Raw genomic sequence first — 22703 nt, forward strand, 5'->3', positions numbered from 1 at the left:
CCCGCACCGTCGGTATCGCGGGTCAGCCATCAGTTTTTGGCGGGCGCGGAGGTGGCCGGGGTCTTGGTCGGAGTCTCGGTCGAAGTCTTGGCCGGAGTTTTGGTAGGAACCGGCGTCGTGGCCGTCGTGGACGTCGTGGAATCGGGCGCAGGCGTCGTGCCCGCACTCTGTGCCGGCGGGGTCGCCGTCGTGGTCCCGGCGGATTCACCCGGAATCGGCGGCAGCGGGGCCAAGGGCGTCGCCGGGGCCTTGGTGCTGGCCGGGCTGCTCGAAGCGGGGGCGCTGGTGGCGGGAACCGGCCCGTTGAGGATCGACTCGCCGCTGCTGGTGCCGCCATTCTTGTAAAGCAGCGCGAGAATCAAACTCAGCGCCATGAACGCGGTCGCCAGCACCGCCGTGGTGCGGGTCAGAAAGCTCGCCGTGCCGCGCCCGGTCATGAAATTGCCCATGCCCTGGCTGGAGCCAAGCCCCAACCCGCCGCCCTCGCTGCGCTGGATCAGCACGACGCCGATCAGCGCGAGGGTCACGAACGCTTGCAGCACGAGCAGAACCGTAATCATGGGAAAATTCCAGACATGGCGCGCCTTCTAATCCGCCGCAGCGCCGGTGGCAATCTGGCCCCCTGCATCCGGCGCCTCATCCGGCACGCGCCGCTCCGGCGCCTTATTCAACCCGCGCCGCGATCGTCATGCGCGCCGAAGGGCAGGTCGCCGCCAAAGCGCGCATCGCGGCACTCGGCGGCCGCACCGCCCGATCGAGCAGCGGCCCCAGCGCGCGCGCCACCGCGATCGAGTGAAGATATTGGCAGGGCTGCGCGAGGTGATCCTCGCTGTTGTAAAAATCCGCGCGCGGATAGCGGCTGCGATCGGGCAGTTCGACGAAGTGCCCGCCATGCCGGGTAAAAATCCGCCTGATCGCCACGATATCGGCCTCAGGCAGCCGCACCGTATCGAAATCGGTCGGCAAACCGCCGATCACGATCACGCCGCGCGCCGATAAGCGGCGGACGAAGCGGGCGGTTTCGCGCGCCCCATACCCATCGGCAATCGCGCGCGGCCCGGGCTCGATGCGATGCAGCGTCGCCAGAAAGCCAGGATCGGCGGTCGCGAGCGTGGTGCCGATCCGGTCGCCCTCCCGGTCGAACTGCGCCGCGAGCATCGCGCGCCGATGCCCGAGCCCCGCCGCATGCGCCGCCATTTCGGCCAGCGCCTCCAGCCCGTCCGGCATGGTGCTGCCGAACGCCCCGGCCAGCACCCGCAGCGCACCGAGATGCCACAGCAGCGCGCGATTGCGATAAAACAGCCACGCCCCGTCCATATCCATGCGGTTCTGCGCGGCGGTGATGTCGTATTGCTGGATCTCGATCGGCAGATACACGCTATCGCCCCGGTGCAGCAGCGGGCCCCAGCGCGCGAACAGATCATCGAGCCCGATCCCCACGGCCACCCCGCCATTCTCGCATGGCAGGCCGAGCATCGCCCCGATCACCCGGCAGGAATGCGAGAACGGCGCGTTCGACCCTGCCAGAACCACCAGCTTGGGCGAAGCGAGCCGCGCCCCGCGCGCCAGTTTCCGGTCCATTTCCATCCGCAACAGTCCCACCGAAAGCGGGCGATGCAGCACGAAGGCGAACGCCGCGAAATAGAGCGCGAGCGAGGCGGCGGCACAGAGAACCAGCCGGCGCATCAGAACTGGAAATAAATGAACGGGCGGGCGAAGGGCGCGAAAAACAGCGCCTGCACCGAAAACGCGAACCCGGCGATCAGGGCGGCATTGCGCCCCCGCACCCGCAGACTGTGAACATCCGGTGCCAACAGAATGATCCCCCAGGCGAGCCCCACCAGCGCCACCCCCTGCACCACGCTCATGGTGCGCGCCGCGCCAAGGTAAGGCAGCACCGCAACCGGCGTCGCAACCAACCTCAATGCCGGAACCGCCTTGACGATCAGGTCCGGCAGCAGCAGCCCCCCCGCGCCGCACAGCCCGCGCAGCATGATCCAGCTCGCCCGCAGGCTCTCCGCCCGGAACGGCACCCACGCCACCAGCACCGCCAGCAGCGTGATCCCCTGCGCGAGCCGCGCCCCCATCTGCCCGCCAAACCGCCGCCATTGCTGATGCACGATCAGATAAATCCCGTGCAGCCCGCCCCAGGCCAGAAAACTCCACGCCGCCCCGTGCCAGAACCCGCCAAGCAGCATGGTGATCATCAGATTGGCGTTGCGCCGCGCCTCGCCGTGCCGGTTGCCGCCGAGCGGAATATAAAGGTAATCGCGCAGAAACCCCGACAGGGTGATATTCCAGCGCCGCCAGAAATCGCTGATGTCGCGCGCCTGATAGGGGCTGCGGAAATTCAGCGGAAACCGGATGCCGATCATCCGCGCCAGCCCGATCGCCATGTCGGAATAGCCCGAGAAATCGAAATAGATCTGCGCGCCATAAGCCAGCAGCGCGACCCAGGCCTCGACCAGCGACAGCGGATGCCCGGCGGCGGCGGCGCGAAACCCCGGATCGGCAAAGCGCGCGAGGCTGTCGGCCAGAACCAGCTTCTTCGCGAGCCCGAGCAGAAACATCTCGATCCCCGCGACCAGATCGCCCGACCGCACCCGCCCGTCATGGCGCACGAATTGCGGAACGATCTCGCGTGGCCGCACGATCGGCCCCGCCAGCAGATGAGCGAAAAACCCGACGAAACAGGCATAATCCACAAAGCCGCACTCCGGGGTTTCATCCCGATAGGAATCGACCAGATACATGATCTGCTGAAACGTGAAAAAACTGATCCCGAGCGGCAGAACAATGCCTAAATCCGGTGCGCGCGCCCCGAACAGGCTGGCCCCGGTCGCCGCGAACAACCCGGCATATTTGAACCAGCCGAGCAGGCCGAGATTCGCCGCCAGCCCCGCGACCAGCAGCGGCTTGCGCCGCATTGCGCGCCGCATCACCCTCACCCATACATAATTCCCCACGATCGAGCCGGCCAGCAGCGGCAGAAACACCGGCTTCCACCAGCCGTAAAACACCAGACTCGCGGCCAGCAGCACAACCAGCGCCGCGCGCGGGCCGAACCGCCACCCCGCCAGCGCGAACAGCCCGAGACACAGCGGCAGGAACGCAACCACAAAGACCGGTGAGTTGAACAGCATGAGATAATGCCCGCACAGGTTGTATTCCTGATGCCATACCCGCGCGCACCTGACCAGTCCCTTTCCTCACCCGATTTGCCCCAAGTTGCCCCCGATTTGCCCTCGCGACCCCCGGTGCTATACGCCCGCTGCATTAGGAAACGCCGCCATGACTGACGATCCGCCGCCCCACCCCGCGCTGCTCCCGGCCGGGTTCACCGATCTGCTGCCGCCGGACGCCGAAGCCGAAGCGCGGCTGACCGAAACCCTCACCGCCAGCTTCACCGCCCATGGCTACCAGCGGGTGAAACCGCCGCTGGTCGAGTTCGAATCCACCTTGTTCGCCGGATCGGGTGCCGCGGTCGCCGAACAGACCTTCCGCTTCATGGACCCCGAATCCCAGCGCATGATGGGCTTGCGCGCCGACACCACCCCCCAGATCGCGCGCATCGCCACCACCCGCCTCGCCCACGCGCCCCGCCCGCTGCGCCTTGCCTATGCCGGGCAATGCCTGCTGGTCCGTGGCTCCCATCTCGCCCCCGAACGGCAGGTCGCCCAGGCCGGCATCGAACTGATCGGCCCCGATCTCCCCGCCGCCGATGCCGAAATCATCACCGCCGCCGCCGCCGCGCTCCACGCCGCCGGGCTGGAGAGCATCAGCATCGACCTCACCATGCCGCCGCTGATCCCCGCCCTGCTCGGCGATGCCGCGCCCCACGCCGCCCTCATCCGCGCGCTCGACCGCAAGGACGCCGCCGACATCACCGCCCAGGGTGGCAGCCTCGCCCCGGTCCTGCTCGCCCTGCTCCACGCCGCCGGCCCCGCCGAACCGGGCCTCGCCGCCCTCGCTGCCATCGCCCTGCCGCCCCAGATCCGCCTTTTGGCCGACCGTCTCGCCGCCACGGTCGCCGCCATCCGCGCCGAAGCCCCCGACCTCCGCCTCACGATCGACCCGGTCGAGTTTCGCGGCTATCGCTACCACACCGGCATCGCGGTCACGATCTTCGCCCCGGGCCGTCAGGCCGAACTCGGGCGCGGCGGGCGCTATCTGTGCGACAACGGCGAATCCGCCACCGGCATCACCCTCTATCCGGACACCATCCTCGCCGTCGCCCCGCGCCACGCCCCCCGCCCGCGCATCTTCCTGCCCCACGGCACCGCCCCGGCCATCGCCGCCTCCTGCCGCGCGCAGGATTTCGCCACCATCATCGGGCTGGTCCCGGCCGCCGACGACGCCGCCGAAGCCCGGCGCCTGCACTGCACCCATCTCTGGCGCGCCGATCGCGCCCTGCCCCTGCAAGGATCGTAAAACTCATGGCAAATGTCACCATCATCGGCGCGCAATGGGGCGACGAGGGCAAGGGCAAGGTGGTCGACTGGCTGGCCTCGCGCGCCGACATCGTGGTCCGCTTCCAGGGCGGCCATAATGCCGGGCACACGCTGGTGGTCGGCAATCAGGAATACAAACTCTCCCTGCTGCCGTCCGGGCTGGTGCGCGGCAAGCTCGGCATCATCGGCAACGGTGTCGTGATCGATCCGGTCGCGCTATTGGCCGAAATCGAGCGGGTACGCGCCCAGGGTCTTTCGGTGTCGCCGGAAACCCTGCGCATCGCCGACAACGCCCCCCTGATCCTGCCGGTCCACGCCGCGATCGACGCCGCGCGCGAAACCGCCCGGGGCGAGCGCAAAATCGGCACCACTGGTCGCGGCATCGGCCCCGCCTACGAAGACAAGGTCGCCCGCCGCGCCATCCGCGTCTGCGACCTCGCCGAACCCGAAACCCTCGACTGGCGGCTCGACGAGCTTCTGCTCCACCACAACACCCTGCTCGCCGGCCTCGGTGCCGCGACCTTCGAAAAGGCTGCCCTGCGCGCGCAACTCCTCGCTCTCGCGCCCCAGATCCTGCCCTTCGCCGAACCGGTGTGGGAACGCCTCGCCGCCGCCCGCAAATCCGGCGCGCGCATCCTGTTCGAAGGCGCGCAGGCGGTCATGCTCGATGTCGATCACGGCACCTACCCCTTCGTCACCTCGTCCAACACCGTCGCCGGTCAGGCCGCCGCCGGTTCGGGCATCGGCCCGGACGCGATCGGCCGCGTCCTCGGCATCGCCAAAGCCTATTGCACCCGCGTCGGCTCCGGCCCGTTCCCGACCGAATTGTTCGACGAAACCGGCCGCCGCCTCGGCGAACGCGGCCGCGAATTCGGCACCGTCACCGGCCGCCCCCGCCGCTGCGGCTGGTTCGACGCGGCTCTGGTCCGTCAGGCCGTCAAGGTCGGCGGCATCACCGGCCTCGCCTTGACCAAGCTCGACGTGCTCGACGGCATGGAATCCCTGAACATCGGAACCGGCTACACGATCGACGGCGCCACCTTCAAACACCTGCCTCCCGGTGCCGCCGCGCAGGCGAAGGCGAAGCCGATCTACGAGACCATCGAAGGCTGGCCCGGCTCGACCCGTGGTGCCCGCTCCTACGCCGAACTCCCGGCCCAGGCGATCAAATACATCCGCCGCATCGAGGAACTGGTGGAATGTCCGGTCACCCTGCTCTCGACCAGCCCGGAACGCGACGACACCATCCTGATGCAGGACCCGTTCGCCAACTGATCACGATGCCGCCATCATGCCGGTTCCGTGATACGAAACAAAAGTCCAGGAATTGCCAGAACGCTCGGATGTCACTATGGTCGAAACCGTTAAAAAACGTCCGCTGCACTAAAATCGCGCCACGACCGGGATAACATCTCAAGGGGGAAACCGATGCCAGTTAAAATCGAGGATCAAAAAATTCAGGAGCAGGCCGCCGAGCGCGCCGCCTCGCATTTGCCACGCCGCGCCGTGATGAACGGTGTTTCGCTGGCCGGTGCCGCGGCTCTCATCGCCGCCGGCACCCGCACCGCCGCCGCCGCCGATGCCACGCCGTTCCCGAGCCACAAGCGGTGGAAATTCGTCTTCGTCAATCACGTCACCACCAACCCGTTCTTCGTGCCGACCCAGTACGGCATCCACGACGCCTGCGCCCTGCTCGGCTGCGACTATCAATGGACCGGCTCGCAAACCTCCAACGTCTCGCACATGGTCGATGCCATGAACGTCGCGATCGCCGGCAAGGCCGATGCCATCGCGGTGCCGATCGTCGATCCCACCGCCTTCAACGCGCCCACCGCGAAAGCCATGGAAGCCGGCATCCCGGTCTTCGCCTACAATGCCGATGCCCCGGCCAACTCACCCAACAAGCGCCTCGCCTATATCGGGCAGGACCTGTTCAAATCCGGCTATCAGATGGGCGAAAAAATCGTCAAACTGGTCGGCTCGGGCGAGGTCGCCCTGTTCATCGCCACCCCCGGCCAGCTCAACATCCAGCCCCGGATCGACGGTGCCGCCGCCGCCATCAAAAAACTCGGCAAAGGCATCACCTATCACGAAATCACCACCGGCCCGACCGTCAACGAGGAACTGACCAAAATCAAGGCGTATTACCTCGGCCACCAGAAGGTCAAAGGCATGTTCGCGGTCGATGCCGGGAGCACCCAGGGCGTCGGCGAGGTGATGCGCCAGTTCAACCTCGCCAAAAAAGGCATCCACGCCGGCGGGTTCGACCTCCTGCCCAAAACCCTCGACCTCATCAAGTCGGGCGATCTCGATTTCTCGATCTACCAGCAGCCCTATCTTCAGGGCTTCTACACCGTGATGGAAATGTTCATGTGGAAGGTCTCGGGCGGGCTGGTCGGCCCGGCCGACATCAACACCGGCCTCGAATTCATCACCAAAGCCACGGTCGAGCCCTACATGGTCAGCAAAAACCGCTACGAAGGCAGTTCCTCGAAACCGACGATCGTGCCCCACACCGGCCCGATCGCCACCTGACCACGCCGTCCCCTGAACCTGCCATGGCGGCACCGGAAGGTGCCGCCATGTCTCGCATGGTCCGCTGCCATCTGGAGATGCCATGAGCGCGTCCGCCCTCACGTTCCGTCAGCGCAGCCGCAAGATCTTCGCGCTGCGCGAGGCCAGTATCGTCGTCGTCGCGATTCTGCTGTTCGTCTATTTCGCGTCGGTCAACGGCAATTTCCTGACCACGCCCAATCTCGAAACCCTCTCGCAATTCATCGCCCCGCCGGCGATCATCGCGTGCGGCGAGGTGTTCCTGCTGATCTGCGGCGAAATCGACCTCTCGGTCGGTCAGGTCTTCGCGCTGGCCCCCTTCGTCATGGCCTTCAGCGTCCACGCCGGTCTCGGCATCGGCGTCGGCATCGTGCTCGCCATCGTGGTCTCGGCCCTGGTCGGGCTGATCAACGGTGCCATCACCGTGCTGCTGAAAGTGCCGAGCTTCGTCACCACCCTCGGCACCCTGTTCCTGATCAACGGCTTCACCCTCACCATCTCGCGCGGCTACCCGATCAACACGCCCGGCGGCCAGACCATCGCGAACATCTTCGGCGCCGCCGGCTATAACGAATTCCTCTGGGCGCTCCTGATCGTGGCGATCATGCACATGGTGCTGCGCCACCGCCGCTGGGGGCTGCACACCATCGCGGTCGGCGGCAACCTGACCGGCGCCACCGAGGCGGGCATCAACGCCGCCCGCATAAAAATCGGCAATTTCATGCTCACCAGCATGCTCGGCGGCATCACCGGCATCCTCGAAGCCTTCCGGATCGGCTCGACCGACCCGCTCGCCGGCGGCACCAACATCATGTTCCTCGCGGTCGCCTCCGGCGTCATCGGCGGCACCTCGCTCGCCGGTGGCTCCGGCACCATCATCGGCGGCCTGATCGGCGCCACCGTGCTCGGCGTCCTGCAGGACGGCTTCACCCTCCAGGGCATCAACGCCTTCACCTTCGACATGATCATCGGCGGCGCGATCCTGATCGCCATGATCGCCAACATCCATGTCGGCCGCCTCAACCGTGGAGGCCGCTCATGAGCACCGAAGCCCTGCGCGCCACCGACATCACCAAGAATTTCGGCTCGATCTCGGCACTCTCCGGCATTTCCCTGCATGTCAACAAGGGCGAGGTTCTCGGCATCCTCGGCGATAACGGCGCCGGCAAATCCACCCTGATGAAAATCATCACCGGCTATCACAAGCCGAGTTCGGGGCAGATGTTCATCAACGGCGAGGCCGTCAGCCTCAACTCGGTCGATCACGCCCGCAGCCTCGGCATCGAATGCGTCTATCAGGATCTCGCTTTGATCAACACGCTGCCGATCTATCACAACATGTTCCTCAACCGGGAACTGCGCAATTCCTTCGGCATGCTCGACCACAAGGCCATGCGCAAACGCGCCGCCGCCGCCCTCGACGATATCGGCGTCACCGTCCCCTTGGTCGATGACGAGGTTGCCCTGCTCTCCGGCGGCCAGCGCCAGGCCATCGCCATCGCCCGCGCGGTCTATTCCAACGCCAAAATCCTCCTGCTCGACGAACCCCTCGCCGCCATGGGCGCGCGCGAAGCCGGCCTGATCATCGACCTGATCCAGCGCCAGCGTGCGCGCGGCGACATCTCGATCATCATGATCATGCACAACTACGCCCAGACCCTCGAAATCGCCGATCGCGTCATGATGATGCAGCGCGGCACCGTCACCTTCGAGGGCGCGGCAAAAGACACATCCGTGGAGGCGCTGCTCGATATCGTGCGGCGCGAATACCGCGCCATGCGCGCGGCAGCACAGTGAGAGACCATGACTGACATCAAAAAAGCGATCTACCCCAGCCTGCATGGCCGCGCCGTCTTCATCACCGGCGGCGGCGGCGGCATCGGCACCTCCCTGGTGCGCCATTTCGCCGAACAGCACTGCAAGGTCGTCTTCGTCGATATCGACCCTGCCGGCGGCCAGCGCGTCGTCACCGAATGTCAGGGCGATTTCCCCGCCCCGCACTTCATCGAATGCGACCTGCGCGACATCGCCGCCCTCAAATCCGCCATCGCCAGAGGCCACGATGCGGTCGGCGACTTCACCGTCCTGATCAACAACGCCGCCCACGACGAACGCCACGACACCATGGACGTCACGCCGGACTACTGGGACGAACGCATGGCGGTGAACCTCCGCCACCAGTTCTTCGCCGCGCAGGCGATCATCCCGATGATGCAGCGCGCCGGCGGCGGCGCCATCGTCAATTTCGGCTCGACAAGCTGGCACCTCAGCCAGGGCGGCATGCCCGCCTACGTCACCGCCAAGGCCGGTATCGAAGCCCTCACCCGCAGCCTCGCGCGCGATTACGGCCCCGACCACATCCGCGCCAACTGCATCCTCCCCGGCTGGATCATGACCCAGCGCCAGATCGAGAAATGGCTGACCCCGGAAGGCGAGGCCGACCTGCTCAAGCGGCAATGCCTCAAGGAAAAACTCGACCCCGCCGACTGCGCCCGCATGGCCCTCTGGCTCGCCGCCGACGACAGCCGCCTGATCACCGCCCACAATTTCTACGTCGATGCCGGAGCGGTCTGACCCCCGCCCACATCCCGGCCCGCTTCAATGATCGGCATCGACTGGGGCACCACCTCGCTCCGGGCATGGCGCCTCGAACGCGACGGCGCGATCATCGAAGCCCGAACCTCGCCACGCGGGATCATGACCATCCCCGATGGCGAATTCGAGCCGGTCCTGCGCGAAACCGTCGGGGACTGGCTGACAGGAGGCGAAACCCGGATCCTGCTCTGCGGCATGATCGGCAGCCGCCAGGGCTGGGTCGAAGCGCCCTATCTGCCCTGCCCCGCCGGCATCGAAGACATCGCCTCCCACCTGACCCGTGTGGCGTTCCCCGATGCCGACATCATGATCGTCCCCGGCCTCGTCACCAGCGACAGCAACGGCGTGCCGGACATCATGCGCGGCGAGGAAACCCAGATCCTCGGCGTCACCGCCGACGCGGCAGCCCCCATGATGGTCTGCCTGCCCGGCACCCATTCCAAATGGGCCTTCGTCGCCGGGGGCCGGATCGAACAATTCCGCACCTTCATGACCGGTGAGGCCTTCGCCGCACTCTCCACCCACACCATCCTCGCCCGCACCATCCGCCCCGCCGCGATCGACCCTGCCTCATTCGCCGCCGGCCTCGCCCGCGCCCGCGAACCCGGCGGCCTCCTGCACCACGCCTTCGGTGTCCGCACCCGCTCCCTGCGCCTCGGCATCGGCGAGGCCGAGTCCTACGCCTACCTCTCCGGTCTCCTGATCGGGCACGAGCTGAACGCGGCGCTCGACGATCAGTCCGGCACCGTCGCAGTCGTCGGTGCCCCCGCCCTGACCAGCCTCTACGTCACCGCAATCCAGACCCTCGGCGGCACCGCCGTCGCGATCGACGAAACCGCCGGGGCCACCGGCCTCGCCCATCTCGGAGCCCGCGCGCCATGGACCTGAAATCCCGCCTCGCCGCCTCGCCCCTCATCGCCATCCTGCGCGGCGTCCGCCCCGACGAAGTCGAAGCCATCGCCGCCGTCCTCATCGAGTCCGGCATCACCATCATCGAAGTCCCGCTCAACTCGCCCGACCCGTTCGACAGCATCGCCCGCCTCGCCCGAACCTTCGGCACCACCGCCCTGATCGGCGCCGGCACCGTCATGACCGGAATCGATGTCGCACGCGTCGCCGATGCCGGGGGCCGCATCATCATCACCCCCCACGCCGACCCCGCCATCGTCACCGCCGCCAAATCCCACAACCTCCTCGCCGCCCCCGGCTTCTTCACCCCCGCCGAAGCCTTCGCCCTGCTCCGCGCCGGCGCCGACGCCCTCAAACTGTTCCCCGCCGAAGCCGCCAGCCCCGCCATGCTCCGCGCCATCCGCGCCGTGCTCCCGCCGGAAACCCTGATCCTCCCCGTCGGCGGCATCGCCCCGGACACCATCGCCCCCTGGCAGAAAGCCGGCGCCGCAGGCTTCGGCATCGGCAGCGCCCTGTACCAGCGCGGCGATACCCCGGCAGACGTGGCGGCGAAGGCGGGGCGGTTTGCTGGCGTGACTAAATAAGGAAAGTAAAAGCAAGCGGTTCTTTTTTGTAAAAAAGAACCAAAAAACTTTTATTTACTTGGGCACGGGCGCTCGAACAGCACCGGCCCAGATCAAAAAAGTTTTTTTGCTTCTTTTTGTTCACAAAAAGAAGTCTTTTTCTTGCCCCTCCCTTTACGTTTGTAACCGTTCACACCCCCCGGGTCAGACCGCTACCTGGGCAGGGATTGTGGGCAGCAGATTGTTAGCTCGTGCGGCGGTGATGAGGGCGCAGGCATAGGCCCATGGATCAGTGCCACGCTTGCGGCAGGTGTCAATGACGCTGAGCGCGGCGGCATAGAACCGGCTCCCTTCATCGGATCGCGTGCCAAAGCTGATGCGCCTCGAGATCACCGCGTGGCGGAGCGCACGTTCGGCATCATTGTTGGTGGGCGGTAAATCCCGATCGGCGACGAAGGCGACCACTGCGTCCCAGTCATTGAGGATTTCACCTGCCAGCCCGCGAACTTTCGCATCGATCTCATGGCGATTGCATTGACAGTTCCATTTGATGCTCGCGGTCAGGCGCTTGATGGCGGCGGGGTCGTCGCCGTCATGCACGCGCTCGATCAGGCGGCGCAGATCGCGGACCAGATCGCTGCCGAAGCCTGATCCCGCGCCGTAATGCCCCTCTGCCAGCGCGCGGGCCTTACGGATCAGGTGCGCCAGACATCTCTGGCGGCGTGGATGATCGCGATAGGCACCGTAACCGTCGGTGACGAGCCAACCCAGAAAGGCCTCGCCGATCAGCGCGGCCAATTCGCAGTGCTTGCGGCTGCCGATCCGATAGACGATCGTGGTTGCCGTCACCGCAACCCAGAGCCACAGCAGACTTGCCTTTTGATACCACGGGGTTTCGTCGAGATGGACGATGTCAGCCGCACGCACATCTTCGATCAATTGCTCGACCACGGGTTCGCTCGCCAGACCGAATTCGTGAATGCAGCGTTCGATGGTGGCAATCCCGAGCTCAACGCCCAGCCAGTCAGCCAGGAATTCAGCGATCTTGACGCGCGAGAGGCGGAAACGCAGCGACAGCGCCGCGATGAAGGTGGCGAGCATCGGGCCAACCAGGCAGCGCTCGCTCATCAGCAGGTCGCGCCGGCGCCCCTCGACATGTGAGCACAGTCCGGTTGCGGGGCGTGCGATGGTCTCGTGGCCACAGTCGCAGCGTATCGCCAGATAGCAATGTTTCGTGGCTGCGACATGAAGGCTCATGTCGCCGCGGGTGAGTTCAAAGCTCAGATGAGCGCTGACTTGGCGGCTTTGCGAGACGGTGGAAGATCCGAAAACTGCACGGCATGCGTCGCACGCTGTCGGCGCATGCAGGAGTTCACCGCTGACTATAATCGGCAACCGGCGCCAAAACCCTTTCGTCCCTGGCCGTTTGCCGGCCGGCTTGGGTCCAGGGTTGCCGGCGGAAGCGTTGCCGCCCGGCGCGGAACCACCACCCCCATCGGTTTTGTCGTCCCGGTCGGAGCGCTCAGAACTTTGCCCGCTCTTGGTGTTACGCCGGTAGGGATTGTCGCTGGAAGGCGGACGGGAACTGGTTGTTGAATCCTCGCCGGCATGGTTTGCCAGCGCTCGCGCCAATTCATGTAAATCCCAGGTCAGTTCTTCAAGCTCGACGCGCGACATCGCAGATAAATCAGTACGTTTAATGTCTTTCAGGCCGGGGATTCTCTGACGGGGCATCAGAATCGTAGAGTCCGGTTCGGGTGGAAAAGCAAGCCCAGCCTTTCGACATTTTACCGGCCGTTGGCTAACGCTTCATTCGAGGCAAGAAAGGGGGGGTGTGAATGGTTACTTACGTTTTCCCCGCCGCCATCAACCCATAATGATGCATCTTCCGATACAACGTATTCCGGCTCATCCCCAGTGCCAGCGCGGTCGCCGCGATGCGCCAGTGATGATCTTCGAGGCTCGCGAGAAGTCTCCCCTTTTCATCCGGCGTCGCGCTCGCGCGGCGCGGCGCGGCGGAAATCGCCGGGCGCGCCTGTGCCAGTTGCGGCAGGTCGTTGCGCTCGATGATCCCGGTATCCGCGAAGGCGATGGCGGTGCGCAATGTGTTGCGTAATTCACGGATATTGCCGGGCCAGTGATGCGCCAGCAATGCCGCTTTCGCCTCGGGTGCAAGGGTGACCGGGCTTGGCGCTTCCTCGCGGCAGATCTGCTCGATCAGCGCGGCGCGGTCCGTGCGGGCGCGCAGTGTCGGCATGGTGAGGGCGATGCCGTTGAGCCGGTAGAACAGGTCCATCCGGAACTGCCCGTCGGCGACGAGGGTTTCGAGGTCGCGATGGGTCGCGCTGATCACCCGGATATCCACCGGAATCGGCGTGGAACTGCCGAGCGGCACGATCTCCTTTTCTTCGAGCAGGCGCAGCAGCCGGGCCTGGATCGCGAGCGGCATATCGCCGATCTCATCGAGAAACAGCGTGCCGCCATGCGCCGCCAGCGCCTTGCCGCGCATCCCGCCCGCCCGCGCGCCGGTAAAGGCACCCGGCTCGTAGCCGAACAATTCGCTCTCGATCAGCTGTTCGGGAATCGCGGCACAGCTCATGGCAATGAAGGGTTGATCCCGCCGGTCGCTCGCCCGGTGGATCGTGCGGGCAAAACTATCCTTGCCGGTCCCGGTCTCGCCGAGCAGCAGGATGTTGATGTCGCGGTTCATCACCCGTTCCGCCCGCCAGGCATTTTCCACCATGACGGGATCGGTCCCGGCGAAGCTCGCGAGCGAGGGTCCGGCGGTCTCGCGGGGTCGGGCGCGTGGTGCCGGCGTCCGTGGCGCGGGCGTAATCGCCCGTGGCCGCGGGCGTGGCCGCGCCTGCTTGGCCGGCCAGATGCTGGCGAACCCGTGCCGGTCCGCGCCATGCGCGATCGGCCAGATCGCGAAAGGCTGGGTCTCGGCGTGTTCGAACAGCCGGTCGGCGGTAATGTCGAACAATTCCCCCACGCTGCGCCCGATCATCCCGCTGTGATCCGGCTTGCCGAGCTGCCCCGGCACCGTGCTGTCCACCGCGCGGATATTCCCCTGCTCATCGATTGCCAGCAGGCTGTCATACGGCAGCCCGACCAGTTCGGGCCGCTCATGAAACCGCAGGATCAGGCAATCGCGATAGAAGTGGGTGAAATGCAGCTGCTCGATGATCCGCGCCGACATGCTCACCAGCGCGATCGTCGGCACCTGGGCCGCCCGGCTGTCGTCGCAATCGAGGCACGAGGCATCGAGCACCCCGAGCAACGCCCCGTTCGCGCCCCAGATCGGCGCGGCGGAACAGGTCATCCGCGCATTGCGGGTGAAATAATGATCGTCGCGATGCACCACCCGCGCCCGCCGGTCATGCAGGCAGGTTCCCGGCCCGTTGACCCCGGCATGCCGCTCGCCCCACAGAAATCCCGGCGCCATATTGGCATTGCGCGCGTGATCGGCGTTGGCATTGTCGGTGAACACATCGAGCAGCGCGCCCGACGCATCGGCCAGCATCAGCACGTAGCGCGACCCGGCGGCGGACTGGGTCACCTGATGTTCGATCTGCCCGTGCAGCCGGTGCATCTCGACCCGCCCGACCCGCTCGAACAACCCGCGCTCCTCGCGCAACCGCTTCAGCGCCGCCCCGCCGATATGCTCCCCCGGCGGCGGCCGGTCGGGATCGAGCCGGTACTCGTCGCGGCACCGCTGCCAGGCCGCCTCGATATAGGCCGCCCGTCCCGCCGCGCCCTCCTGCGACACGCGCCCGCCAGCGCCGAACGGTCCCGCTCTCGTGGCCTGGGTCATGTCGATTTCCCCCTTTTATTCAATAATCGTGATGTATAGTCACGACTTGTTCAACCGAGCGTAGCAGATTGTCCCACCGATGACACGAATTGTCACTCACAAGTGAGCGATTGTGATCGACCTCGGCGCGCAGATCATAGTCACGCCGCCACTCCGCCCCGCCCACACCCCTTTGGCACGATCCTTGCTGTAGTCGTTCAGCCGGACAAATCCGGTTCGCAATGAACGACTTGCGGCTCACCACCGGGTGACACCGCGCATTTGGAGGGAACACAATGGAAAGACTGAAACGGAAATCGTTAAGTCGTTCACTGAAAGTGACGACGCTCGGCCTCTTCGGCGCATCCGCGCTCATGCTCAGCGCCCACGCCCAATCGAACGCCCCATCATCCAACGCCTCGCTGGTCTCGATGCAGAAGAACGCGAATGACTGGGTGATGCCGACCGGCACCTACAACAACTGGCGCTACAGCCCGCTCAAGCAGATCAACACCTCGAACGCCAAAAACCTCCAGGTCGCCTGGTCGATGTCCACCGGCACCGATCGCGGCCTCGAAGGCCAACCGATCGTGATCGGCAACATGATGTATTTCGAAACCTCCTACCCGAACTACGTCTACGCGATCGACCTCAACCACCCCGACCAGATCGCCTGGAAATATTCCCCCCCGCACGATTCCAACGCCCCCCCGGTCGCCTGCTGCGACGTGGTCAATCGCGGCCCCGCCTACGCGGACGGCATGGTCTACGCCAACGCGCTCGACGGCGTCCTCTACGCGCTCGATGCCAAAACCGGCAAAGTCGTCTGGCAGGCCAAAAACGCCCACCCGCAAAAGGGTCAGACCATGACCGGCGCGCCCATGGTGGTGGGTGACAACGTGATCACCGGGGTCGCCGGCGGCGAATATGGCGTGCGCGGCTACCTCACCGCCTACAACGCCAAAACCGGCAAGCAGGTCTGGCGCGCCTACAGCGAAGGTCCGAACAAGGACATGCTGATGAGCGCCACCCACACCATCAACGGCGCTACCGGCAAGCCGATCGGCCCGCATTCCAGCCTCAAGACCTGGCAGGGCAACGAGTGGAAAGTCGGCGGCGGCACCACCTGGGGCTGGTTCTCCTACGATCCCAAACTCAACCTGCTCTATTACGGCACCGGCAACCCCGGCACCTGGAACCCGAGCCAGCGCCCCGGCAAAAACCGCTGGTCCATGACCATCATGGCCCGCAACCCGGAAACCGGCGAAGCCAAATGGGTCTACCAGATGACCCCGCATGACGGCTGGGACTATGACGGCGTCAACGAAATGGTGCTGGTCAACGTCGATGACAAAGGCAAGGAAGTCCCCGCTCTGGTCCATTTCGACCGCAACGGCTTCTCCTACGTCATGAACCGCGAAACCGGCGCGCCGATCGCGATCCACAAATACGACCCCTCGGTGAACTGGGCGACCGGGATCAACCCCAAAACCAACGAACCGATCGTCGATCCGGCAAAAATGACCGGCAACAACAAGGACGTGAAGGACATCTGCCCCGCCTCCCAGGGCGACAAGGACGAACAGCCGGTCTCCTACGATCCCCAGACCAAACTGTTCTACGCCCCGCTGAACCACCTGTGCATGAGCTATCAGGCGTTCAACGTGAAATACAAAGCCGGCTTCCCCTTCGTCGGCGCCATCGTGAACATGATCCCCGGCCCCGGCGGCTATCGTGGCCGCTTCATCGCCTACAACCCGATGACCGGCAAAACCATCTGGCAGCATCACGACATGTTCCAGGATTGGGGGGGCGCCATGACCACGGGCGGCGGCCTCGCCTTCTACGGCACGCTGAAAGGCATGTTCCGCGTCGTCGATGCCAAAACGGGTAAAATGCTCTACCAGTTCAAAACCCCGTCCGGCATCATCGGCAACCCGATCACCTACATGCACGATGGCAAACAGTACGTCGCGATCCTCAGCGGGGTCGGCGGCTGGGCCGCGATCGGCATGGCTGACAACCTGCACAAGGCCAGTGCGGGTCTTGGTGCCGTCGGTCTCAACGCAACGCTGACCGACTACACCAACCTTGGCGGCACGTTGATGGTGTTCGCACTGCCCTCGAAAGTGGCCAGCGCGAACTGACATCGACCGACTGAACTAACCAGCCCGGGTTTTCTCCCCTGCCCGGGCTGGTCCTTCTTTTTCCCGTCCGTCCCCCCTCGACCTCCCGATCCGCCTTACCGCCCAATGGAGTGAAAACCATGAAACATTCGGCCCTTCGCCGGGCGACCCTGGCCGGCATGACGCTCGCCACCGCCGCCGCCCTCGCCGTCTCCCCCGCCGCCACCGCCGCCAACGCCGCCCCCGCCGCGAACGGCAAAGTCCTCCGCGTCTGCGCCGACCCGAATTACCTGCCCTACTCCAACCGCGCCGGTCAGGGCTTCGAAAACAAGGTCGCCGAACTCGTGGCCAAGGCCATGGGCCGCAAGCTCGAATACACCTGGGCCAGCTATCGCGGCCACGGCGGCTATTCGAATTTCCTCGCGCTCAACCTCGACAAACACAAATGCGACGTCGTGATGAACCTCCCCTTCGGCGATCACGAGGAAGCCTACACAAAGCCCTATTACCAATCCTCCTACGTGTTCATCACCCGCAAGGACAAACACCTCCACATCCGCTCGATGAACTCGGTCTCGATGCGCAGCATCAAAATCGGCTTCGAGGCCGATACCACGCCCGAAACCGCGATCAAGCTGCTCGACCTCATCAACAACGCGGTCGAATTCAACGTCGCGAGCAACCCGCAATCCTCGCCGAAGGAGCTGCTCCAGGCCGTGCAGGACGGCAAGGTCGGCGTCATGATCACCTGGGAACCCGCGATCGGCGATTTCCTGAAGGACTACCCGGATCTCAAGATTGCCCGCGTCCCCTCCGAGGAATACGGCCCCGGCCTGCCCACGGTCGATTACACCTACGGAATGTCGATGGGCGTGCGCAAGCACGACACTGCCCTGAAACTGGCGCTCGACAAGGTCATCGCGGCCAACAAGGGCGAAATCGCGGCGACCCTCGCGAAATACGACGTCAAGCTGCTGCCCAATCCCCGCCACGTCAACTTCCCGAACCAGTAAGCCGAACCCAAGGATAAGAGAGCCGCACGCATGACGATCCCCAAATTCCGCACCATCATCGCCACCACCGCGATCGGCCTTTCCGCCGCCGCCCTGCTCAGCCTCGCCGCCCACGCCGCCGACCCATCGGGCACCACCACGCCCAAAGGCGAAACCCTCGCCAAAGGCAGCGACTGCTTCTCCTGCCACGCGGTCGACCAGAAAGTCGTCGGTCCCGCCTTCACCGCGGTCGCCGCCAAATTCGCGGGCAAACCCGGTGCCGAAACCACCCTGAGCGACGCGATCATCAAGGGCCATGTCGGCACCTGGGGCAACGTGCCGATGCCCCCGCATCCCAAAATCACCCAGACGGATGCCAAGGAAATCGTCTCCTGGATTCTCAGCCTGAAAAAACCCGGCACCACCGCCTCCGCAGCCAGCGGCCAGAAATTCACCTACACCGTCAAAGGCAAAACCGTCACGACCGATTTCCCGATCCTGCAAAAGGGCACCGACAAGGTCACCCCGATGGTCTTCCGCGGCTACGAGCTGTTCAACTCCTACTGCTTCCGCTGCCACGGCGCCGACGCCGATGGCGGGTCCTACGCCCCCAACCTGCGTGCCTCGCTCAACAACGGCATGAGCGAAAGCAAATTCCTCAGCATCGCCATGACCGGCGTGAAAGCGAAGGGCATGCCGAGCTGGGCGGGCTTCTTCACCCCCCACCAGATCAAGGCGATCTACCAGTACACCGCCGCCCGCGCGGTCGACGTCGTCCACCAGGGCACGCCGAAGCACTGACATCCGATCAACCAACGTCCAGGGAGGACACGTCAATGCCTATCGCTCTCCACCCGTCGATCGATAACGGGATCAAACACGGCAACCCCGGTTTCCACGGCGGCACGCTCCACTGCCACTGCGCGAGCCACAAGGTCGAAGTCCGCATCGATGCGCAAACCGCGCACAACCACGCCTGCGGCTGCTCGAAATGCTGGAAGCCGAAAGGGGCCAAATTCTCGGTCGTCGCCGTCGTCCCGCGTGACGCCGTCCATGTCACCGCCAACGGCAACAAACTCCACATCATCGACCATAACGCCACCATCCAGCGCCACGCCTGCCGCGAATGCGGCGTCCACATGTTCGGCCGCATCGAAAACAAATCCCATCCCTTCTACGGGCTCGATTTCGTCCACACCGAACTGTCGGACGAGCAAGGCTGGTCCCAGCCCGAATTCGCCGCCTTCGTCTCCTCGGTCATCGAACAGGGCACCCCGCCCTCCGAAATGGCCGCCATCCGCAACCGCCTCAAGGAACTCGGCCTCGAACCCTATGATTGCTTGTCGCCACCGCTGATGGACGCTATCGCGACTCATCTCGCGAAAGCATCAGGCGCTCTCGCGGCTTAACCGAAGGGAACCGAAACCAATGGACGTTCGCGCTGCGATTGCGTGGAAAGCCGGCAAAACGCTCGACCTCGGCACGGTGAGGCTCGAAGGGCCGAAAGCGGGCGAGGTGCTGGTCGAAATCAAGGCCACCGGCATCTGCCACACCGATGAATACACGCTGTCCGGCGCGGACCCGGAAGGTCTGTTCCCGGCCATCCTCGGCCATGAAGGGGCCGGCATCGTCGTCGATATCGGGCCGGGCGTGACCACCCTCAAAAAGGGCGATCACGTCATCCCGCTCTACACGCCCGAATGCCGCCAGTGTAAATCCTGCCTCTCGCGCAAGACCAATCTCTGCACCGCCATCCGCGCCACCCAGGGCAAAGGCGTCATGCCGGACGGCACCTCCCGCTTCTCGTGCGAGGGCGAAACCATCATGCACTACATGGGTTGCTCCACCTTCGCGAACTTCACCGTCCTGCCCGAAATCGCGCTCGCCAAAGTCCGCGAGGATGCGCCCTTCGACAAAATCTGCTACATCGGCTGCGGCGTCACCACCGGCATCGGCGCGGTCATCAACACCGCCAAGGTCCAGCCCGGCGACAACGTGGTCATCTTCGGCCTCGGCGGCATCGGGCTCAACGTCATCCAGGGTGCCCGCATCGCCGGCGCCGACAAGATCATCGGCGTCGATCTCAACAATGGCCGCAAGGCGATGGCGGAAAAATTCGGCCTCACCCATTTCGTCAATCCGTCCGAAATCGGCGAGGATCTCGTCCCCTACCTCGTCAACCTCACCGATGGCGGGGCCGATTTCAGCTTCGAATGTATCGGCAACGTCAAGGTCATGCGTCAGGCGCTGGAATGCTGCCATCGCGGCTGGGGCACCTCGATCATCGTCGGCGTCGCCGGCGCCGGGCAGGAAATCTCGACCCGCCCGTTCCAGCTCGTCACCGGCCGCAACTGGCGCGGCACCGCGTTCGGTGGCGCCCGTGGCCGGACCGACGTGCCGAAAATCGTCGACTGGTACATGGACGGCAAAATCAACATCGACGACCTGATCACCCACGTCCTGCCCTTCGAGCAGATCAACGAAGGATTCGAACTGATGCGCAAAGGCGAAAGCATCCGCAGCGTCGTCGTCTACTGATGAAACACCGGCTGGCGGCCAGCGCGTTGTCGTTGTGGGCAAGCACGGCATTGACCGCCGTGGCCATGGCCCAAGTCGCCCCGCCAGCCATCCCTGTTCCCGGCTCCGTCGCCATCCAGCGGATCGTGGTCAGCGCCACCCGCACGCCGGAATCCAGCTTCAACGTCCCCGCCTCGATCTACACCGTCACCGGGCGCGAGGTCAGCGAGGCCAACGAACAGGAAAACCTCACCGAAAGCCTCCGCCGCGTCCCCGGCCTCGACGTCCAGAACCGGCAGGACTATGCTCAGGGCATCCGCATCACTTCGCGCGGCTTCGGCGCGCAGACCGCCTTCGGCACCCGCAACGTCAAAATCCTGATCGACGGCATCCCCGCCACCCAGCCCGACGGCACCGGCGATTCCGAAGTGATCGACCTCGGCGACGTCTCGCGCATCGAGGTTCTCAACGGCCCCTTCTCGGTCCTCTACGGCAACGCCGCCGGCGGCGTCATCCAGGTCTTCAGCAAAAACGGCCCCGCCGAACCCACGCTCAGCGGCGGCATCCTCGCCGGCAGCTACGGCTCATGGCGCGCCAGCGCCTCCTACGGCGGCAACGAAAAAATCGGCACCGACGGCTCGTTCAACTACATGATGAACGCCTCGGATTTCTACTCCGGCGGCTACCGCGACCACAGCGCCGCCCGCCGCCAACAGTTCTACGGCAAATACCGCGTCAAGGTCGATGCCGACACCAGCTACACCCTCCTGATCGACGGCCTCGACGAACCCAATTCCCAGGACCCCGGTGCCCTCACCGCCGCCCAGTACCACGCCGACCCCCGGCAGGCCGGCACCGGCGCGGATCAGTTCGACACCCGCAAAACCCTGCGCCACTTCCAGTTCGGCTTCATCCTCCGCCACCGCTTCAACGCAAACAACAGCATCCGCCTGCTGGTCTACGATGTCGATCACTCGGTCCTGCAATATCTGCCCTTCACCGGCAGCTTCGCCGCATCCGGCGGCGGCGTGGTCGATCTCGAACGCAAATCCGGCGGCGTCGGCGCCCGCTTCACCCACAAGGACGACATCGCCGGCATCCCGATCACCGCCGTCGCCGGCATCGATTTCGGCTACGAAGACCAGCACCGCAAAGGCTACGTCAACAATTACGGCACCATCGGCGCCCTCCGCCGCAACGAACAGGACACCGCCCGCAACATCGCCGAATACGCCCAGCTCAACGCCGACCTCACCCCGAAACTCATCCTCGACGCCGGCATCCGCCACAGCCAGGATCAGTTCACCGTTCAGGATCTCTACGTCACCCCCACCCTCACCAACGACACCGGCAGCGTCACCTACGGCCATACCAGCCTCGTCGCCGGCGTCACCTACCACCTCACCCCCACCACCAACCTCTTCGCCGACTACGGGGAAGGCTTCGAAACCCCCACCCTCGACCAGCTCGCCTACCTCCCCAACGGCGAAGCCGGCTTCAACTCGGCCCTCGTCCCCACCACCAGCGAAAATTACGAGGCCGGCATCAAATCCCTGCTCGGCAGCCGCACCTACCTCACCCTCGCCGGCTTTCACATCCACACCAGCAACCAGATCGTGGTCTCCTCCTCGACCGATGGCCGCACCGCCTACGCCAACGAAGGCCAGACCGACCGCAACGGCGTCGATGCCAGCATCGACAGCTTCCTCCCCCACCATATCGAACTCTACGGCGCCTACAGCCTGCTCAAGGCCGTCTTCACCAACAGCCCGGTCGCCGGAAAATTCCTCCCCGGCGTTCCCGCCCAGCGCATCTACGGCGAATTCGACTGGCACGACCCCGCAAGCGGCTTCTACACCTCGCTCAACGGCCAGTGGCAGACCCGCATGTATGTCGACAATGCAAACTCCGCCTACGCCGCCGGCTACTTCACCGCGGGCATCGCCGGCGGCTTCCGCCAAACCCTCGGCAAATTCGCCTTCAACGAATTCGCCCGCGTCAACAACATCCTCAACCGAACCTATGTCGGCGCCGTCGTCATCGCCGCCAGCAACGGCGAATACTACGAACCCTCACCGGGCCGGAACTTCATCATCGGCATGACGGGGAAAGTGAAGTTCTGAAGTAGGCAAGGCAAGCGCTTCTTTTTTGCAAAAAAGAAGCAAAAAACTCTCTGACTCAGGGCCCGTGCCGACGCCCAGTGC

Annotated in this window: 19 protein-coding genes; 14 read left to right on the top strand and 5 right to left on the bottom strand. The window is 65.1% G+C overall.

Going from position 1 to position 22703, the window contains the following annotated elements; genetic code table 11:
• Positions 1 to 29: 29 nt before the first annotated feature.
• From secG to SIL87_RS16770, 3 genes are all read right to left on the bottom strand, one after another.
• Positions 30 to 560, bottom strand: a complete 531-nt coding sequence (secG, locus tag SIL87_RS16760; RefSeq protein ID WP_319615281.1) for a preprotein translocase subunit SecG — start codon at positions 558 to 560, stop codon at positions 30 to 32.
• Between the two features lie 103 nt (positions 561 to 663).
• A complete protein-coding gene (locus SIL87_RS16765) occupies positions 664 to 1686 on the bottom strand; it encodes a hypothetical protein (protein ID WP_319615282.1) in 1023 nt (340 codons plus the stop codon).
• Entirely contained in the window at positions 1686 to 3143 is a 1458-nt protein-coding gene (locus SIL87_RS16770; RefSeq protein WP_319615283.1) for an MBOAT family O-acyltransferase, read from the bottom strand. Before SIL87_RS16770 ends, SIL87_RS16765 begins: the two co-directional genes overlap by 1 nt.
• Positions 3144 to 3291: 148 nt before the next feature.
• Here SIL87_RS16770 and SIL87_RS16775 point away from each other — a divergent pair, with 148 nt between their 5' ends.
• The 8 genes from SIL87_RS16775 (at position 3292) to SIL87_RS16810 (ending at position 11092) form a co-directional block, all read left to right on the top strand.
• Complete coding sequence (locus tag SIL87_RS16775) at positions 3292 to 4431, top strand: ATP phosphoribosyltransferase regulatory subunit (RefSeq protein ID WP_319615284.1); 1140 nt, start codon at positions 3292 to 3294, stop codon at positions 4429 to 4431.
• A gap of 5 nt (positions 4432 to 4436) precedes the next feature.
• On the top strand, positions 4437 to 5726 hold the full coding sequence (locus SIL87_RS16780) for an adenylosuccinate synthase (protein WP_319615285.1): 1290 nt from the start codon (positions 4437 to 4439) through the stop codon (positions 5724 to 5726).
• A 153-nt stretch (positions 5727 to 5879) separates the two neighbouring features.
• Positions 5880 to 6986, top strand: a complete 1107-nt coding sequence (locus SIL87_RS16785) for a sugar ABC transporter substrate-binding protein (protein WP_319615286.1) — start codon at positions 5880 to 5882, stop codon at positions 6984 to 6986.
• 82 nt (positions 6987 to 7068) lie between these two features.
• The gene (locus SIL87_RS16790) at positions 7069 to 8046 is read left to right on the top strand and encodes an ABC transporter permease (RefSeq protein ID WP_319615287.1); all 978 of its coding nucleotides are present in this window, start codon (positions 7069 to 7071) and stop codon (positions 8044 to 8046) included.
• The gene (locus tag SIL87_RS16795; protein WP_319615289.1) at positions 8043 to 8801 is read left to right on the top strand and encodes an ATP-binding cassette domain-containing protein; all 759 of its coding nucleotides are present in this window, start codon (positions 8043 to 8045) and stop codon (positions 8799 to 8801) included. Before SIL87_RS16790 ends, SIL87_RS16795 begins: the two co-directional genes overlap by 4 nt.
• Positions 8802 to 8807: 6 nt before the next feature.
• Entirely contained in the window at positions 8808 to 9578 is a 771-nt protein-coding gene (locus SIL87_RS16800) for an SDR family NAD(P)-dependent oxidoreductase (RefSeq protein WP_319615290.1), read from the top strand.
• A gap of 27 nt (positions 9579 to 9605) precedes the next feature.
• Positions 9606 to 10487, top strand: a complete 882-nt coding sequence (locus tag SIL87_RS16805) for a 2-dehydro-3-deoxygalactonokinase (RefSeq protein WP_319615291.1) — start codon at positions 9606 to 9608, stop codon at positions 10485 to 10487.
• Positions 10478 to 11092 (top strand): 2-dehydro-3-deoxy-6-phosphogalactonate aldolase, encoded by a 615-nt coding sequence (locus tag SIL87_RS16810; protein WP_319615292.1) that lies wholly within the window; start codon positions 10478 to 10480, stop codon positions 11090 to 11092. Before SIL87_RS16805 ends, SIL87_RS16810 begins: the two co-directional genes overlap by 10 nt.
• A 183-nt stretch (positions 11093 to 11275) precedes the next feature.
• On the opposite strand, the gene tnpC is transcribed toward SIL87_RS16810, so the two are convergent.
• Together tnpC and SIL87_RS16820 are read right to left on the bottom strand one after the other, a co-directional pair.
• Positions 11276 to 12328: an IS66 family transposase gene (tnpC, locus tag SIL87_RS16815; RefSeq protein ID WP_319613188.1), complete on the bottom strand. Its 1053-nt coding sequence runs from the start codon at positions 12326 to 12328 to the stop codon at positions 11276 to 11278.
• 589 nt (positions 12329 to 12917) lie between these two features.
• On the bottom strand, positions 12918 to 14885 hold the full coding sequence (locus SIL87_RS16820; RefSeq protein WP_319615293.1) for a sigma-54-dependent Fis family transcriptional regulator: 1968 nt from the start codon (positions 14883 to 14885) through the stop codon (positions 12918 to 12920).
• Positions 14886 to 15160: 275 nt separating this feature from the next.
• Between SIL87_RS16820 and SIL87_RS16825 the strand changes: the two genes are divergently transcribed.
• From SIL87_RS16825 to SIL87_RS16850, 6 genes are all read left to right on the top strand, one after another.
• Positions 15161 to 17011: a methanol/ethanol family PQQ-dependent dehydrogenase gene (locus SIL87_RS16825; RefSeq protein WP_319615294.1), complete on the top strand. Its 1851-nt coding sequence runs from the start codon at positions 15161 to 15163 to the stop codon at positions 17009 to 17011.
• 119 nt (positions 17012 to 17130) lie between these two features.
• Positions 17131 to 18003, top strand: a complete 873-nt coding sequence (locus tag SIL87_RS16830; RefSeq protein WP_319615295.1) for a transporter substrate-binding domain-containing protein — start codon at positions 17131 to 17133, stop codon at positions 18001 to 18003.
• Between the two features lie 30 nt (positions 18004 to 18033).
• Positions 18034 to 18783 carry a c-type cytochrome gene (locus SIL87_RS16835; protein ID WP_319615296.1) on the top strand — a complete coding sequence of 250 codons (750 nt, stop codon included), beginning with the start codon at positions 18034 to 18036 and terminating at the stop codon, positions 18781 to 18783.
• 35 nt (positions 18784 to 18818) lie between these two features.
• Complete coding sequence (gene gfa, locus SIL87_RS16840; protein WP_319615297.1) at positions 18819 to 19391, top strand: S-(hydroxymethyl)glutathione synthase; 573 nt, start codon at positions 18819 to 18821, stop codon at positions 19389 to 19391.
• A gap of 19 nt (positions 19392 to 19410) precedes the next feature.
• Positions 19411 to 20520, top strand: a complete 1110-nt coding sequence (locus SIL87_RS16845) for an S-(hydroxymethyl)glutathione dehydrogenase/class III alcohol dehydrogenase (RefSeq protein WP_319615298.1) — start codon at positions 19411 to 19413, stop codon at positions 20518 to 20520.
• Positions 20520 to 22622, top strand: a complete 2103-nt coding sequence (locus SIL87_RS16850; protein ID WP_319615299.1) for a TonB-dependent receptor family protein — start codon at positions 20520 to 20522, stop codon at positions 22620 to 22622. Before SIL87_RS16845 ends, SIL87_RS16850 begins: the two co-directional genes overlap by 1 nt.
• Positions 22623 to 22703 lie beyond the last annotated feature (81 nt).

It is taken from the genome of Acidiphilium acidophilum (assembly GCF_033842475.1).
Taxonomy (GTDB): Bacteria; Pseudomonadota; Alphaproteobacteria; order Acetobacterales; family Acetobacteraceae; genus Acidiphilium; species Acidiphilium acidophilum.